Genomic DNA, 14,774 nt, shown 5'->3' with positions numbered 1-14,774 from the left:
TAACTAAAAGTTACCATTACTTCTCCTTTTATGTCAACAATATATAATTAATAGTTAACTCAAAAAAGCCACTTCTATGATATAGAAGTGGCTTTTTGCTTATTGCGCTTGCAGTGTGTAAATAACCGATACAAAGTCTCCAGATTTTTCATCATATGCTTCAACACCCGGATACTCATGAGTTAGAGCGATTCCTGCGTACATGAGCTCATCTCCATAAGCTGTTTGGTCTGTTTCCATCACTGTATATTCATAATTAGGATGAAGCCCTTTTAGCTCAATGCGTTCATAAGAAGGATTTGGTCTAGCTAACACTTGATAATAGCCGATGATTGCCTGTTTTTGATCGGATGAAACAACCATCCAGCTCGTCACATTTCCATCTTGTTCAAACGGACTTTTTAAGCGATAGAATGTGCCATTTTGAATAAGAGATCGGTGTTTTTTATAATACTGAATTTGTTTTTTTACCGTTTCTTTGTCATCTTCTGTCATCAGCGTAACATCTAACTCATAACCAAATGCGCCAAAATACGCAACGTCTCCTCTTGTTTCTAGACTTGTTACTCTGCGTACTTGATGATTTGGTACGGCTGATACGTGTGCTCCCATTGAACTGATTGGATAGGCAAAAGACGTGCCGTACTGAATTTTTAGACGTTCAATCGCGTCTGTGTTATCGCTCGTCCAGGCTTGAGGAGCATAATAAAGCATTCCCGGATCAAATCTAGCGCCCCCGCTTGCACATGATTCAAATAAAATATCCGGAAACTTCCTTGTTAGTCGCTCATACAAATCATACACACCTAAAATATAGCGATGTACTACTTCAAACTGACGGTTCGCGGGCAGCCCAACAGATCCAATCTCCGTTATATTTCGATTCATATCCCATTTTATATAAGAGATAGGTGCTTCACTTAAAATAGCTTCCATTCGTTCATAGATATAATTCACTACTTCTTCTCTGGAAAAATCAAGCACATATTGATTTCGTCCATGAGACTGATGACGATTTGGCACATGAATCAACCAATCTGGATGCTTTTCATACAAGTTGCTTTGCTTTGAAATCATTTCAGGTTCAAACCATAACCCAAAGTCCATACCTAAATCCGTTACTTTTTGAGCCAATGACTTCATACCGCCCGGAAGCTTATTTTCATCTACAAACCAATCTCCAAGAGAGGTTGTATCATCATTACGTTTACCGAACCAGCCGTCATCCAATACAAAAAGTTCAACGCCTAGCTTTTGCGCTTCTTTGGCAATATGTACAATTTTCTCTTCGTTAAAATCAAAATACGTCGCTTCCCAGTTATTAATTAAAACTGGTCGCTCCAAATCCCGCCATTTTCCTCTGGCCAGACGCTTGCGATATAGCTCATGATACTCTTGGCTAAGGCCGTTTAGCCCGCTATTTGAATAAGCCAGTACTAGTTCTGGTGATTGAAAAGTTTGTCCACTTTCTAGTCGCCACTGAAAATCAAAAGGATGAATGCCCATCGTTATTCTTGATACATTATAATGATCTACTTCCACTTGTCCAAGAAAGTTTCCGCTGTATACAAGACTAAAACCATATGCTTCTCCACTGTGTTCAGTTGCAGCTGGATTCTTTAAAATTAAAAACGGGTTTTGCTGACTGCTGCTTGTACCTCTCGCACTAGAAATACTTTGAATACCAGGCTGAAGCATTCGTGTTTTAACGTGTCTTTCTCGAATCCACGCACCGGAAAGCTGAACCATCTCATAATTTGATGTAGGCAAATCAATGCTGCCGCTCATGATACGCAAAATATCGACTGCTTCTTCTCCTCTATGCTCAAATCGTGCGTGACGCGTAATAATATTTCGGTCTTCGTAAACGGTATACGTTAAAATAAGTGATGCATTGAGCAATTTATCAATCAGTTCAACTTCTACAGTTGTGGCTTCACTTTCTTCTTCTACATATGTAGCAGGTAAGCCGTTTAATGGCTTCTTGCCTTTGTAAATTTTATGGTTATCGTATTCAAAATTCGTGATTCGGCTTCCGTTTTGCTGAAGAAGTTGATAGGCTGGCTCTCTGAAGTCTGTTGTTCCATAAGAAGGATACTCTTGTTTGATTGTTTCAAGAGAAAATGCTAGTTCTCCTTCATATACTGAAGCGCTAGCTCCTCTTGTTTCTACGCGTAAAAAATGCTGAAAAGATGAACGGTGCTTAAGCTTTTTTCCATAGTACAAGTGACCGAGCTGCCCGTTTCTCAACACTGAAAAGATATAACTTACATCGCGTCCCTGCAGATGAAACTCCTTTGTACGTTCATTAAATAAGATTCCCATTTTATCCCTCTCCTTACCATCAAATATCTAACGAGACATTTCCTTTTTCATCTATTGCCGTTGCATGCTCAAAAGCAGATGCTAGATTAATCTCTTTTCTCTCATACCATTTCGCTAAATCTTTGAATAACTCTTCTGTTTCAATCATTCTTGTGTCTACTCGCAGTTCAGTTTCATAGCTATGAAGAGACCAATTGCTTTCACTAAATAAGGTCATTTCTACATCTAGACACATGTCCTTCCAATTGGGAGCACACAGAATAGGATGACGTATGTCTGAACATGCAATGGTGTAGCGGTTAGAACCATTCTTATTCATAAAACAATGAACAAAAGAGGCATTCACATCGCCCTTACTAGTTTGCAAAGATTTATACAGTTGGATATCTAACAATGGAACGCTCCATTTTAATTTCATTTTTGGAAGAATTCTTTTTTTAACCGACTTGACCGTTAATTTAATAAAGTAAACACCATCTTTTTTTGTTTCATCCAATACGACATGCACACCTGGTTCCTTGTTGATCTCCAAGTTTATATAGGGTGTAGCAATCACTTCCTTCATCTCCTTCACCATCATTCTTAACTTTGTACACCAACAAAAATGTAACCGCATTCAAAAATTTGTTTTCGTATTTACAAGTAGACCACCCTAAACGAAGCTTTTTTACTTTCTTTCATTTTATGTAAAATACTTTCTAGACTCAATGGTAAAAATCAAAGTGAAAAAAAGCATTTTTTTGCTTTGTCTAGTAATTAACTAAATGCTCTTTATCTCTTAGCGCGCAATTTTCTCTTCTTTTTCAAAAAAAGATGACAAACCTAATAATATAGTATAATAATAAATAATGAAGAATGATTATACACAGAAAGGATGACAAATATGAATCATGAACCTTCTCTTCTTAAACAACTAAAATTATGGCATATCGTCGTGATAGGGTTAGGCTACATGGCACCTATGGCCGTTTTTGATACATTTGGCATTGTAACTGAATCAACAGATGGACATGTTTCAGGCGCTTATGCATTCACGTTGATTGCTATTTTATTCACAGCCATTAGTTATGGAAAAATGGTAAAAGCTTTTCCCGGAGCTGGTTCTTCTTATACATACGCACAGCAAGTAATGAATCCAAGCATTGGTTTTTTGGTAGGATGGACGGCTCTTCTTGATTATCTATTTCTACCGATGATTAATGCACTTTTGACAAATATTTACCTAAGCTCTCTGTTTCCAGGTGTTCCAAAAGCCGTATGGATTATCAGCTTTGTTGTCATCATGACCATAATGAATATTTTCAGCGTTCATTTAACCGTTTCTTTTGGTACGCTATTAGTTGCTTTTCAAATTTTAGTCGCTATTATCTTTATTATTTTAAGTGCTACAACTCAAGGCCAAGAGCTGTCATTTAAACCGTTTATAAGTGAATCGGCCTCTATATCTCTGTTATTAAACGGAGCAGCTATTTTATGCTTTTCTTTTTTAGGATTTGATGCTGTAACCACTATGGCCGAAGAAACACTTGAGCCTGAGAAAACCATTCCTAAAGGGATTCTTATTATTGCATGTACGGGAGGCGCCTTATTTATCACGGTTTCTTACTTTGCTCAGCTTCTTTTCCCTTCAGCCTCTTTGTTTCATGATTTAGAAGGTGCATCAGCGGAAATTGCTTATAAAATTGGCGGCCAGCTTTTTCAATCTATTTTTGTAGCAGCGGCCTTGACTTCAACTATTGCTTCTGGACTTGTCTCACATATGAGTGCATCAAGACTTCTCTATGCAATTGGGAAAGATGGTTATCTGCCTCGAGGAATTTTTGGCTATATTCACCCTAAAACAAAGACGCCTATTTGGAACGTGGTGATTATTGGTGGCCTCTCTTTAATTTCACTAGGTCTGTCTCTTGAAAAAGCTACCTCTTTAATTAATTTTGGTGCTTTAATTGCGTTCAGTTCAGTGAACATAGCGGTTTTTATCCATTATTTTATTCATCAAAACAAACGATCTCTCAGTGGGTATATTTCATATGTACTTATGCCTTTACTCGGCAGTTTATTTTTATTTTTTATGTGGCTTAACTTAGAAAAAACATCTTTATTTATCGGTATTGTATGGAGTATAATCGGAATTATTTATTTACTGATTGCCAGACGAAAAAATACTATTACCATTCCTACTTTTCATTTTGATTAAGGAAATAGACTTAACACATGAAAGCTGCATTTACTATACCAATGAAAAAATCCGAACGCATTCGATTCTTAATCAAGAATCAAACGCGTTCGGATTTTTCTTCAACTAAAATAATTTCGTACCAGCCTTTTTCTATTTTTTAGATTGTGAGACTTTTTCCAAAATACGCCTTTTACGGTAAAGCATCATTCCAACTTCTCCTATATCGCTAATCGCTTGTTTGTTAATATACGCCCCAAATACCATTCCTGCTATAGGAATCATTTGAAATAGCTTTTTCCATCCCAAGTTGTCTCTATAGGTTAGAAACACTTCTCTCCAACCTTGGAGCTGCTGCAAGCTCTGCGTTCGATTGCCGCTTGCTAATTCTTCTAAAATCGCACGCTTTCCTACAATATCAGAGGATGAAAACTGCATGCATTTGACCATAAAAATGCGTTCCTCTTGCTCAGTGGGATCGTAACCATAAGAAACAGCCACTTCTTGCAGTGTCTTAAGTGTAAGTCCCAATACAAAAGGAATATCAATCGCCAGTGTAAAAATTCCACCTACTCCGGTTGTAGCTCCTTGCAGCTGTGCATTCTTTTTTCGGACTTCAATAAAATACTCCGCCAATTCATCCATTTCCTGCAGAGATAAATGCTGAATATCCTCTATTGAAAGCTGCTTATTTTCTTTTAATTGGGCTGATGCTTTCTCTAGCGTGGCAGACGTATTAGCTAAATACTGGCCTCCATTATCAACATACTTAGCAATTTCATCTAATAATTTTTCTATTTTTTGATGAATGAACTTTGGCGTTACTTTATCTAAAGCTGAAAAAGGCAAGCGAGCCAGCCGCTCCCAGAAAAAAAGTCCTTTTTGGTCTTTCTCCCACTTTTCAATTTTTCGTAGTTCTATTCTCAACTGTTCATGCTCTGACATATCCTCACTCTTTTCCTCGATTTATCAGCTCTGTCCTACTTGTTTATTCCGCACATACTTAATGATAAAAAACAACGCAATTAAAACAACAATTCCGATTCCAATCGGCTGCATATATTGAGACACAATCGGCCCCACCTCTTTCCACTTAGGTCCTAACTTATATCCTAAATATACGTAAATAGCCGTTACTGGAAGCATCGCAACAAATGTGTAAATAGAAAACAGCCAGACATTCATTTTTGCCATCCCGCACGGAAAAGAGATAGCGGTGCGCACTCCTGGAATAAACCGTCCAAAAAAAGCGACCCCGCTGCCGTACTTATTAAAAAAGCGATCGGCAGCGTCGATTTCTTTTTCTTTCACCAAAAAGTATTTTCCATATTTTAAAACTAGCGGTCGTCCACCGTAACGTCCCAGTGCATAAAGAGTCAACGGTCCACAAACACCCCCTACTGTACCTGCAAGGATAGCCAGATACAAGTTCATATCACCTTGGTACACCCAATACCCTACTAAAGGTAAAACAAGCTCTGCCGGGACAAACTCAAACGTTAATGCTAAAATTACGCCAAAATAAGAAAGCTGTTTTAGCGCTTCAATTAAAGAAAGTAAAACCGACTCTAACAAAAATTCTCCTCCTCATGTTATTAAATCTAAGACCACAAAACTATAATTTAGCCGATTGATAGATAAAAACCAATGCGACATAGTTTTTTCCTTTCCCTCTTTACGTATGACGTACTACAAAAGTTTCAATAAAAAAAGCGCTAGTTTTATCCAGCGCTTTTATAGTTTAAAGTTAATTTGAATAATACCTACTTTACGAAGAGCATCGTATAAAATAACTAAAGCCGGTCCTAAAAATAACCCGACAAAACCTAAAAGTTTAAATCCAATGTACAAACTAACTAGTGCAGCCAAAGGTGAAATACCCATATTTGTAGAAAATACTTTTGGTTCTACTACACGTCTTACTACCGTAATGACTCCAAATAGAATAAATAAGCCGATTGCTAATGAGTCATGCCCTTGAGTAAGAGCAAAAATCCCCCATGGAACGAGAACCGAGCCTGTCCCAAGGATTGGCAAGATATCGACAATTACAATTAATAAACTAAGAAGCGCGGTATACGGAACATCTAATAGCCAAAGCCCTATATAAGCCATTACAAACGTCATGACACTTAAGATAATTTGTGCCTTGATAAAACCAACCCCCGCTTGGATAAGCTGAGTGATGACAACTTGTAGCTTATATTTCGTTTCTTCTGTTAAAAATGACTTAATTTTATTTTTAATAGCAGGCAGCTCAAGGCTGATAAATACAAGCGCTACTAAATAAATAAGAAACTCTAATAGAAACCCAGGAACAGTAGCGGCAAAGCTGATGATAATTTCCACCGTACTTTTTAACAGAGAATCTAATGAATTTACGGTTTTTTCAAGCGTGCGCTCGATAGAAGAAATCACTTCTGTAGGAAGAGCGTTTGAATAGTACTTCCACTTAATAATGGTTGGGTAAATCGCGGTTTCATAGATTTCTTTTACAAATGAAGGCGCTATTTTTGAAAGAGCAACCACTTGCGTAACGATTGTCCGAACAATAAAAAATCCAATAAGTATCAGCGAAACAACATATAAAATGAAGGTGGTAAGCACTGCATAGACTCTCTTCATTTTAAAAGATTGATGCAATTTCTGAACAATACCCTCAAGTGCTAATGCTGTTAATAAAGCAAACACAATCGGTAAACTGTAAGGGATTAACAAACATACGATTACTATCGAGGCGATGACCCATATTCGCTTTTTCCACATACTCTACTATCCCCCTACTAGCTAAGCTATCTCTATATTTACTGATAAAGAAAGGAACCAGTGACTGCTTTATGTAAGAATAAAATTTGGATATTTTTATACCTGATGTTACATATTATAGGGTCAATTCCCATAATAATAAAGGAATTATTATGAAAAAAGCTACTTATTCTAATTTTTTGAATAGAATAAGTAGCTTTTTAATTTATAAATTAGCCGGCCCTCATGACCTCTGTACCTTTTTTAGGATCAAATTTGCCTTCGGATTTAGACATTACAATTGCTGCTAGTGTGTTTCCTACTAAGTTAACAACCGTACGTGCCATATCCATGATTCTGTCTACTCCAGCAATGAAGGCTAATCCTTCTGCGGGAACACCGATTGTTCCAAGAGTAGCCAGTAATACAACAAATGATGTTCCTGGCACTGCAGCCATTCCTTTCGATGTAACCATCAATACAAGAATGAGCGTCAGCTGTTGAACGATCGTTAAATCAATACCATACACCTGCGCTAAGAATAACGCTGCAATCGCTTGATAAAGAACGGAACCATCTAGGTTAAATGTATAACCAATTGGTACAACGAACGATACGATAGCTTTTGGACAGCCCATCTTTTCAAGTTTTTCCATGATACGCGGAAGAACTGTCTCAGAACTAGATGTACTGTATGCTAACAACAGTTCATCTTTCATATAGCGGAATAAGTGGAAGATGTTAATTCCTGCCCATTTAGCAATTCCTCCTAATACAACAAGTAGGAAGAAAATTAACGCTAAATAAACTAAGATAACAAGCTTTCCTAATGAAAGGAGTGAATCTAAGCCAAATTTTGAAACCGTTACACCAATTAAAGCAAATACACCAATTGGAGCCACTTTCATTACAAGGTTTACCACGTGAAACATTGCGTGAGAAACGCCGTCGAAGAATTGTACAACTGGCTTTCCTCTTTCCCCAATTGCTGCTACTCCAAGTGCAAACAACACTGTAAAGAAGATAATTGCTAGCATATCTCCTTCAACAATTGATTGGAAGAAGTTTGTCGGAACAATGTGCAAGAACGTTTCAGCCACTGACTTTCCTTCTTGCTGTTCGGATGTTTCAACGTATTGTGAAATATCACTCTTCTGTGCTGATTGAATGTCTACACCTTGCCCAGGATGAAAAATATTAGCAATCAATACACCGATTACAATTGCAAAAGTCGTAATAATTTCAAAATAGAGAATTGTTTTAACGCCGAGCTTCCCGACCTGTTTACCGCTACCTGCTCCTGCAACCCCAACGACTAAGCTTGAGATAACAATTGGAATAACAATCATCTTAATTAATCTTAAAAATAAGTCTCCTAGCGGCTGTAGGTATGTTACTACACGCGGATCGTTAAACCAAATTACCCCTACAAGAACACCGAGGATTAATCCGGTAAAAATCTGCGTAGCCAAACCAAAACGAATTTTTTTCATAGATGTACCTCCCCAAAGATGTATGACATTTGTATATACTTTTCTGAAAAAACAAAAAAAGACTATTCTTAAGAAAGAACAGCCTTTTACTTACGCTATTTTGGGCTCTTTCTCTCAATAAAGCAAACGGGGTTAACTGTCGGATTCGGAATTGAGAGTTTCCTACCTTTTGTAAGGATTCACCCCAAGGCAGCTTTACTGCCGATAATGATTCCCCCGCTCTATACGATTAAGCTTATTATTCAGTTTTTATAAAATTAAAACGATCTATACGTTGTCATACGTTTTTTACAGTCAATAAAACTAAACAGAAGTCTTACTTTTACTTAACTTTATACTGCACAAATATTAATTTACTATTTTTCGACACGTTTTGTCAATACCTATGTTTATAAAACGCTTTCAAAAGGCGATAATATATATTTATGCAAAAAAGCTATTGCAACATTGCAATAGCTTTTTCTTGCTCTTTGAGTCTCTATTAGAAGTTTAAGGGACTAAAGAACACGCGTATTTATTTTATAAAAATACAAAATATAGAATAGCTGCTAAAACAATTCGATAAATTGCAAATGGCACTAATTTGATGCGATTAATTAATTTTAGGAAAAAGCGAATGGATACCAGCGCAAAAATAAAGGCGCTGATAAAACCGGCAATAAAAAACGGTAGTGCATCTGATGTGAAGTACTGCCAGTTTTTAATCAATGAAAGTCCGCTTGCTCCTGCCATGATTGGCACTGCCATAATAAATGTAAAATCTGCGGCTGCCTTATGGCTCATTCCAAGAAGAACCCCTCCTGAAATCGTTGAGCCTGAACGAGAAAAACCTGGCCAAAGAGCAATACATTGAAACAGTCCTATACCTAGTGCTTGTCCATAAGACATTTGGTCCACCGTCTCTACACGCGGACGTTTAGGTCCAAACAAATCTGCTAGAATCATTAATACAGCTCCAACCACTAAGCCAATTAGCACCGTATTTAAAGAAAACAAATGTTCATCAATGTAATCATCAAACAAAAGTCCTAACACTCCTGCGGGTAACAGACCAACAATTACCTGCATTAAATTCAAGCGATTTGTCGGTCCAATTGGAGCAGCTGGTTTTTTTCCCAATCCTAATAAATTAATAAAACGATCTTTAAAAATAACAACTACTGCTAAGATCGACCCTAGCTGAATAACAATTTTAAATGTATTAGCTACTGGAGATGAAAATAATTCTTTTGAATTCAACCACAGGTCATCCACAATAATCATATGCCCAGTTGACGAAACAGGAGCAAACTCTGTTAAACCTTCTACAATCCCTAAAATGATTGCTACAATAATTTCCCACATAAAGCTATATACCTTGCCTTTCTTTCAAATTAATAAGCTTATCGCTTCGTTTTACATGCTCAACTATTTTCCTATTTTGACACTTGCTTTTTTATCATAATTGTTAAAACTATGAAATACAATGTGTATTTGCAAAAAGATAAGAATCTTTAATAATTTGTAATAAAAACCTTACATGCTAGAACCCAAAAACAAGATATCAGCTTTTATTTGTTTTAAAAAGCAGTCGCTGTGTTCGGTATACATTCCGGGCCCTTAGCTAAAAATGAATCATCTAGACTATTTTTCTTTGGTGTGAAAAAATGACTAAATCATTATGTTTTTTCCATACCCTTTACTGTCATCTATCATTTTAATCAACTAGTGCTTGCTTATACGACATATCCCCTAAGTAATTTGAAACTTTTTTCTCTCTTTTCTCGTATATAATAGTATCTTTTTTAGGAGGCTTTTTACTATGAATGGAAATGTACGTACAATGAAATGGGTTACTGCTGGGTATGAAGCGTTACTCGGAATTCCTTTAATTGGCGCTGGGATTGTTATGGGCTTTAGTTATACCCCTCTTTTTATTGGATTTATTCTTCATGCTATCACACTCATTTTAGCGAATAGACGCGGGTTATCTGCTTATGGAAACATACTAGGGCTTGTTACCTCACTGGTTGCTTGGATTCCATTTTTAGGATTTATCATGCATATTATTACAGCTATTGTAATTGCAATCGACGCTGCTAGACAACGCTAATTGTCTAGCTTTTTTATATTAAGGGTTGATTTTTTACCGAATGATGGTAAACTTAAGCCGTAAATTGAATAATTCGAATGTTATTTCTACTAGGGGTGTCTGATAGCTCAGACTGAGAGAAGAGTGCAATAAAACTCTTTAACCCTTTGAACCTGATTTGGGTTATACCAGCGGAGGGAAGTAGTCTTGAAAAGAATAGTATATGTTTATTCTTTTTTCGCCTATTCCATCGGGTTCTGTCTATCACAGAACCCGATTTTTTTATGGTTCGGTATAGCTACACTTTATGCGAAACCGGAGGAATATGTAATGTCAAAACAAAATGTATCAGTTTCTATGAAAAAGCCTTTTCCAAACAGTCACAAAGTATATGTCCAAGGATCCAGAGAAGACCTTAAAGTACCTATGCGTGAAATTCATCAGTCTCCTACTACAGGATCTTTTGGTGAAGAAGAAAATAGTCCCGTACGTGTATACGACACGAGCGGTGTTTATACAGATCCCCGTTATGAAATTAATTTACAAAAAGGATTACCGGCTCTGCGCGAAAAGTGGATTGCAGAACGAAACGATGTAGAAACATATCAAGGCCGTACTGTTCAGCCACAGGATAACGGTTATTATGATGGTGATCCAAGAGATCAGTACGAGCGCTTTAACACTAGTCGTTTACCGCTGCGCGCAAAAAAAAATCAAAATGTAACGCAAATGCACTATGCGAAAAAAGGAGTCATCACGCCCGAAATGGAGTTTATCGCTATTCGTGAACAGATGGATCCTGAAGTTGTGCGTGAAGAAGTAGCAAGAGGACGTGCGATTATCCCTAATAATATCAATCACCCTGAGAGCGAACCGATGATTATCGGCCGCAAATTCCATGTAAAAATTAATGCTAATATCGGAAATTCAGCTATTCGTTCAGCTATTGAAGATGAAGTAGAAAAAATGACATGGGCAACGCGTTGGGGAGCCGATACAATTATGGATTTATCAACAGGAAAAGATATCCATACAACACGCGAATGGATTATCCGCAACTCGCCTGTTCCTGTAGGGACCGTTCCTATTTACCAAGCGCTTGAAAAAGTAAAAGGCGTAGCAGAAGATCTAACGTGGGAAGCATACCGCGATACATTAATTGAACAAGCAGAACAAGGTGTTGATTACTTTACTATTCACGCAGGTGTTCTTTTACGCTATATTCCTCTAACAGCGAAACGTACGACAGGTATTGTTTCACGCGGAGGATCCATCTTGGCGCAGTGGTGTTTAGCTCATCATGAAGAGAACTTTTTATATACTCGCTTTGAAGAAATCTGTGAAATCTGTAAAGCATACGATATTTCTATTTCCCTTGGCGATGGGCTACGTCCTGGTTCCATTGCAGATGCTAATGATGAGGCACAGTTCGGTGAATTAGAAACGCTTGGCGAACTAACTAAAATTGCTTGGAAACACGATGTACAAGTTATGATTGAAGGTCCTGGACACGTCCCTATGCACCTTATCAAAGAAAATGTAGATAAACAAATGGAAATATGCCAAGAAGCTCCCTTCTATACTCTTGGACCGCTTACAACCGACATCGCTCCAGGCTATGACCATATTACATCAGGTATTGGTGCTGCAATGATTGGATGGTTTGGGACAGCTATGCTTTGCTACGTAACGCCAAAAGAACACTTAGGTCTTCCAAATAAAGAAGACGTTCGAGAAGGGGTTATTACCTACAAAATTGCTGCTCATGCCGCTGACCTAGCAAAAGGCCATCCAGGAGCACAAAAACGCGATAACGCGCTGTCTAAAGCAAGATTTGAATTTAGATGGAATGATCAATTTAACCTGTCACTAGATCCAGAGCGCGCAAAAGAATATCACGATGAAACACTTCCCGCTGAAGGTGCTAAAACAGCCCATTTCTGTTCAATGTGTGGACCTAAATTCTGTTCAATGCGTATTTCCCAAGATATTCGTAACATGGCTCAAGAAAATGAAAAAGATGTAAACGAAGTAAGAGAAGAAGGAATGAAAGAAAAAGCTAAAGAGTTTGTTAACAGTGGTTCAAATATCTATCAATAATGAAGTAGAACAGCTTAAAGAACAAATTAAGCTGCTTGAAAGAAAGTTATTATTTGTTCAGCAAAATTGTCAGCACATTATCGTTGAATCCTCACATTCTTCCGTAAAGCGCTGCATTAAGTGTTTCTATCAACAAGATGCAAAAAGGACTTCGTAAAGAAGTCCTTTCATCTTTTTTTGAAACGTGCTTTCAGCATGTTCTTAACCCAATATAGTATTTTAATAATAACCCAGCCTATAAATGTACCTAGCGTGTTCAAAAAGATATCATCAATATCAAATACTCGTTCCGTTAGCTTGTACTGTAAAATTTCAATCAGAAAACTGATTAAGAAACCCGTCGTAAACACTTGAATAAAACCATCAAACCACTTCATAAACATAGGAATAAACATTCCAAGCGGCGCAAACATCACAATATTTCCCAGTATATTTGTCAGAGTGAGCATTATATTCCCACTGTCCCACATCAGACGGATCGTGCTAAATAAATCCAAGTTCATTGCTTTTCCGTAAACATGTTCGTTTTCCCTTATGAGAGTTGCATAAATGACCACTGCCGTATACGCAATAAACAGAGTGAACATGACTTTTTTAACGATTGATCTGATGCTTGCCTTCACTTCAACATCACCTTCTTTGACTCCCAAAACCATTTATTATTATCTATATGTACCCGTCCATTGCTTTCATTCGTAGTGAATGCATGTACATGCTTTTTTATCCTATCACATCAATAAATAAATACAATTCCCTTTATACAATTTTATTAAACTTGATTCTTTATAAATAAAAATCCTCATCATTTTATTCTACTCATTTCATTAATTTCTACATCTATAAATAATAAGAAGCAGCGAGATAACACTTCGCTGCTTCTTATTTAATCTGGATAATAAGGATTCAAATGGATTAATACTTCCTGAATATTATCATGCTTTTTCATAAGTGTTGCTTTGATTTCTCGTCCTAAATCATGACCTTCCTTAATTGTTTTAAAGTGGTCAATTGAAATACGTACATCCACTAATATGTAATGGCCATGTTCTCTTGCTCGAACGCGATCAATCCGCTTCACATCTTCAAATTCATAAATGCTTTCTTCAAGTTCTTTCAGTAGCTCTTCATCAATATTGCCTTCCATTAAGATTTGAAAAGACTCTCCCATCATTTGTCTGGCAATGTTAAAAATTAAATAAGCAACAAAGATACTTGCTATTTTGTCTCCATATAACAGCAGTTGAACGTCCATTTTATCACCAATAATGGATAATAAAACACCAATTGCCGCTGCAATAGAAGCAACAATATCTGCTTTATGATCGAATGCAATTGCCTCAATTGCCTTACTGTGGTGCTGCTTCGCTACGTTTAAAGAATAACGGTACAACAATACCTTTGCTATGTACGAGATAACAGCAATCCACATAGCTAAAATATTTGGAGATTCGACCGGATGGAATAAACCAACGACTCCTTCAAATACCACATAAAATGATACAAGCAATAAAATAATTCCTACGATTCCTGAGACAATTACTTCTGCTTTTCCATGCCCATATGGATGGTCATCATCTGCTGGCTTATTCGCTACTCTTATAACCAATAATACAATAATAGAGGCAAATACGTCCGCTGCAGAGTGAATACCATCAGCAAACACGGCATCACTATTTCCAATCCATCCTACTATTACTTTTCCTAGCGTAAGGGCAATATTGCTCCATACGCTAATCCACGCTACTTTTTTCGCAATGGACTCCCTTATACTATTGTTCATTTGCACACCTCGACTTACTTCTTGAAAAATCAGCTTTTTTATCTTATCACTGTTCCTTCAAGTGGGTCTAGAGCAACCTATTTT

The 14,774-nt window shown here is 37.1% G+C and carries 12 protein-coding genes and 2 riboswitches; of the genes, 3 read left to right on the top strand and 9 right to left on the bottom strand.

The annotated features are described in order from the left end of the window. Positions 1-99: 99 nt before the first annotated feature. The gene (locus tag U9R83_RS02335; RefSeq protein ID WP_014461795.1) at positions 100-2,325 is read right to left on the bottom strand and encodes an alpha-galactosidase; all 2,226 of its coding nucleotides are present in this window, start codon (positions 2,323-2,325) and stop codon (positions 100-102) included. Between the two features lie 19 nt (positions 2,326-2,344). Further along, positions 2,345-2,890: a hypothetical protein gene (locus U9R83_RS02330; protein ID WP_226556570.1), complete on the bottom strand. Its 546-nt coding sequence runs from the start codon at positions 2,888-2,890 to the stop codon at positions 2,345-2,347. Between the two features lie 318 nt (positions 2,891-3,208). Here U9R83_RS02330 and U9R83_RS02325 point away from each other — a divergent pair, with 318 nt between their 5' ends. Next, on the top strand, positions 3,209-4,522 hold the full coding sequence (locus tag U9R83_RS02325) for an APC family permease (RefSeq protein WP_208732765.1): 1,314 nt from the start codon (positions 3,209-3,211) through the stop codon (positions 4,520-4,522). 132 nt (positions 4,523-4,654) lie between these two features. Here the strand turns inward: U9R83_RS02325 and U9R83_RS02320 are convergent, their stop codons facing one another. The 5 genes from U9R83_RS02320 to U9R83_RS02300 all read right to left on the bottom strand — a co-directional run bounded on the left by U9R83_RS02320 (position 4,655) and on the right by U9R83_RS02300 (position 10,083). Beyond that, positions 4,655-5,446 carry an EcsC family protein gene (locus U9R83_RS02320; RefSeq protein ID WP_208732766.1) on the bottom strand — a complete coding sequence of 264 codons (792 nt, stop codon included), beginning with the start codon at positions 5,444-5,446 and terminating at the stop codon, positions 4,655-4,657. Positions 5,447-5,470: 24 nt separating this feature from the next. Then, complete coding sequence (locus tag U9R83_RS02315) at positions 5,471-6,076, bottom strand: DedA family protein (RefSeq protein ID WP_013055189.1); 606 nt, start codon at positions 6,074-6,076, stop codon at positions 5,471-5,473. 159 nt (positions 6,077-6,235) lie between these two features. Then, a complete protein-coding gene (gene ytvI, locus U9R83_RS02310; RefSeq protein ID WP_014461801.1) occupies positions 6,236-7,267 on the bottom strand; it encodes a sporulation integral membrane protein YtvI in 1,032 nt (343 codons plus the stop codon). A 212-nt stretch (positions 7,268-7,479) separates the two neighbouring features. After that, positions 7,480-8,739, bottom strand: coding sequence for a cation:dicarboxylate symporter family transporter (locus tag U9R83_RS02305; protein WP_014461802.1), 1,260 nt, complete (start codon positions 8,737-8,739; stop codon positions 7,480-7,482). 106 nt (positions 8,740-8,845) lie between these two features. After that, positions 8,846-8,985, bottom strand: a riboswitch (cyclic di-AMP (ydaO/yuaA leader). A gap of 273 nt (positions 8,986-9,258) precedes the next feature. Continuing rightward, complete coding sequence (locus U9R83_RS02300; RefSeq protein ID WP_014461803.1) at positions 9,259-10,083, bottom strand: undecaprenyl-diphosphate phosphatase; 825 nt, start codon at positions 10,081-10,083, stop codon at positions 9,259-9,261. Positions 10,084-10,540: 457 nt separating this feature from the next. Here U9R83_RS02300 and U9R83_RS02295 point away from each other — a divergent pair, with 457 nt between their 5' ends. Together U9R83_RS02295 and thiC are read left to right on the top strand one after the other, a co-directional pair. Then, complete coding sequence (locus tag U9R83_RS02295) at positions 10,541-10,831, top strand: hypothetical protein (RefSeq protein ID WP_014461804.1); 291 nt, start codon at positions 10,541-10,543, stop codon at positions 10,829-10,831. Positions 10,832-10,912: 81 nt separating this feature from the next. Further along, positions 10,913-11,027, top strand: a riboswitch (TPP riboswitch). A 113-nt stretch (positions 11,028-11,140) separates the two neighbouring features. Next, entirely contained in the window at positions 11,141-12,910 is a 1,770-nt protein-coding gene (gene thiC, locus U9R83_RS02290) for a phosphomethylpyrimidine synthase ThiC (RefSeq protein WP_014461805.1), read from the top strand. A gap of 167 nt (positions 12,911-13,077) precedes the next feature. Here the strand turns inward: thiC and U9R83_RS02285 are convergent, their stop codons facing one another. Together U9R83_RS02285 and U9R83_RS02280 are read right to left on the bottom strand one after the other, a co-directional pair. Beyond that, positions 13,078-13,533, bottom strand: a complete 456-nt coding sequence (locus U9R83_RS02285; RefSeq protein ID WP_226556568.1) for a VanZ family protein — start codon at positions 13,531-13,533, stop codon at positions 13,078-13,080. A 260-nt stretch (positions 13,534-13,793) separates the two neighbouring features. Further along, positions 13,794-14,690, bottom strand: coding sequence for a cation diffusion facilitator family transporter (locus U9R83_RS02280; protein ID WP_014461808.1), 897 nt, complete (start codon positions 14,688-14,690; stop codon positions 13,794-13,796). Positions 14,691-14,774: the final 84 nt, after the last annotated feature.

It is taken from the genome of Priestia sp. LL-8 (genome assembly GCF_036227845.1).
Taxonomy (GTDB): domain Bacteria; phylum Bacillota; class Bacilli; order Bacillales; family Bacillaceae_H; genus Priestia; species Priestia zanthoxyli.
This window is presented reverse-complemented; position numbering and strand designations above follow the sequence as displayed.

Bases quoted from the DNA above. Each gene is read 5' to 3' on its own strand.
- U9R83_RS02335 (WP_014461795.1), bottom strand. From the start codon at position 2,325: ATGGGAATCTTATTTAATGAACGTACAAAGGAGTTTCATCTGCAGGGA.
- U9R83_RS02330 (WP_226556570.1), bottom strand. From the start codon at position 2,890: ATGAAGGAAGTGATTGCTACACCCTATATAAACTTGGAGATCAACAAG.
- U9R83_RS02325 (WP_208732765.1), top strand. From the start codon at position 3,209: ATGAATCATGAACCTTCTCTTCTTAAACAACTAAAATTATGGCATATC.
- U9R83_RS02320 (WP_208732766.1), bottom strand. From the start codon at position 5,446: ATGTCAGAGCATGAACAGTTGAGAATAGAACTACGAAAAATTGAAAAG.
- ytvI (WP_014461801.1), bottom strand. From the start codon at position 7,267: ATGTGGAAAAAGCGAATATGGGTCATCGCCTCGATAGTAATCGTATGT.
- U9R83_RS02305 (WP_014461802.1), bottom strand. From the start codon at position 8,739: ATGAAAAAAATTCGTTTTGGTTTGGCTACGCAGATTTTTACCGGATTA.
- U9R83_RS02300 (WP_014461803.1), bottom strand. From the start codon at position 10,083: ATGTGGGAAATTATTGTAGCAATCATTTTAGGGATTGTAGAAGGTTTA.
- U9R83_RS02295 (WP_014461804.1), top strand. From the start codon at position 10,541: ATGAATGGAAATGTACGTACAATGAAATGGGTTACTGCTGGGTATGAA.
- thiC (WP_014461805.1), top strand. From the start codon at position 11,141: ATGTCAAAACAAAATGTATCAGTTTCTATGAAAAAGCCTTTTCCAAAC.
- U9R83_RS02280 (WP_014461808.1), bottom strand. From the start codon at position 14,690: ATGAACAATAGTATAAGGGAGTCCATTGCGAAAAAAGTAGCGTGGATT.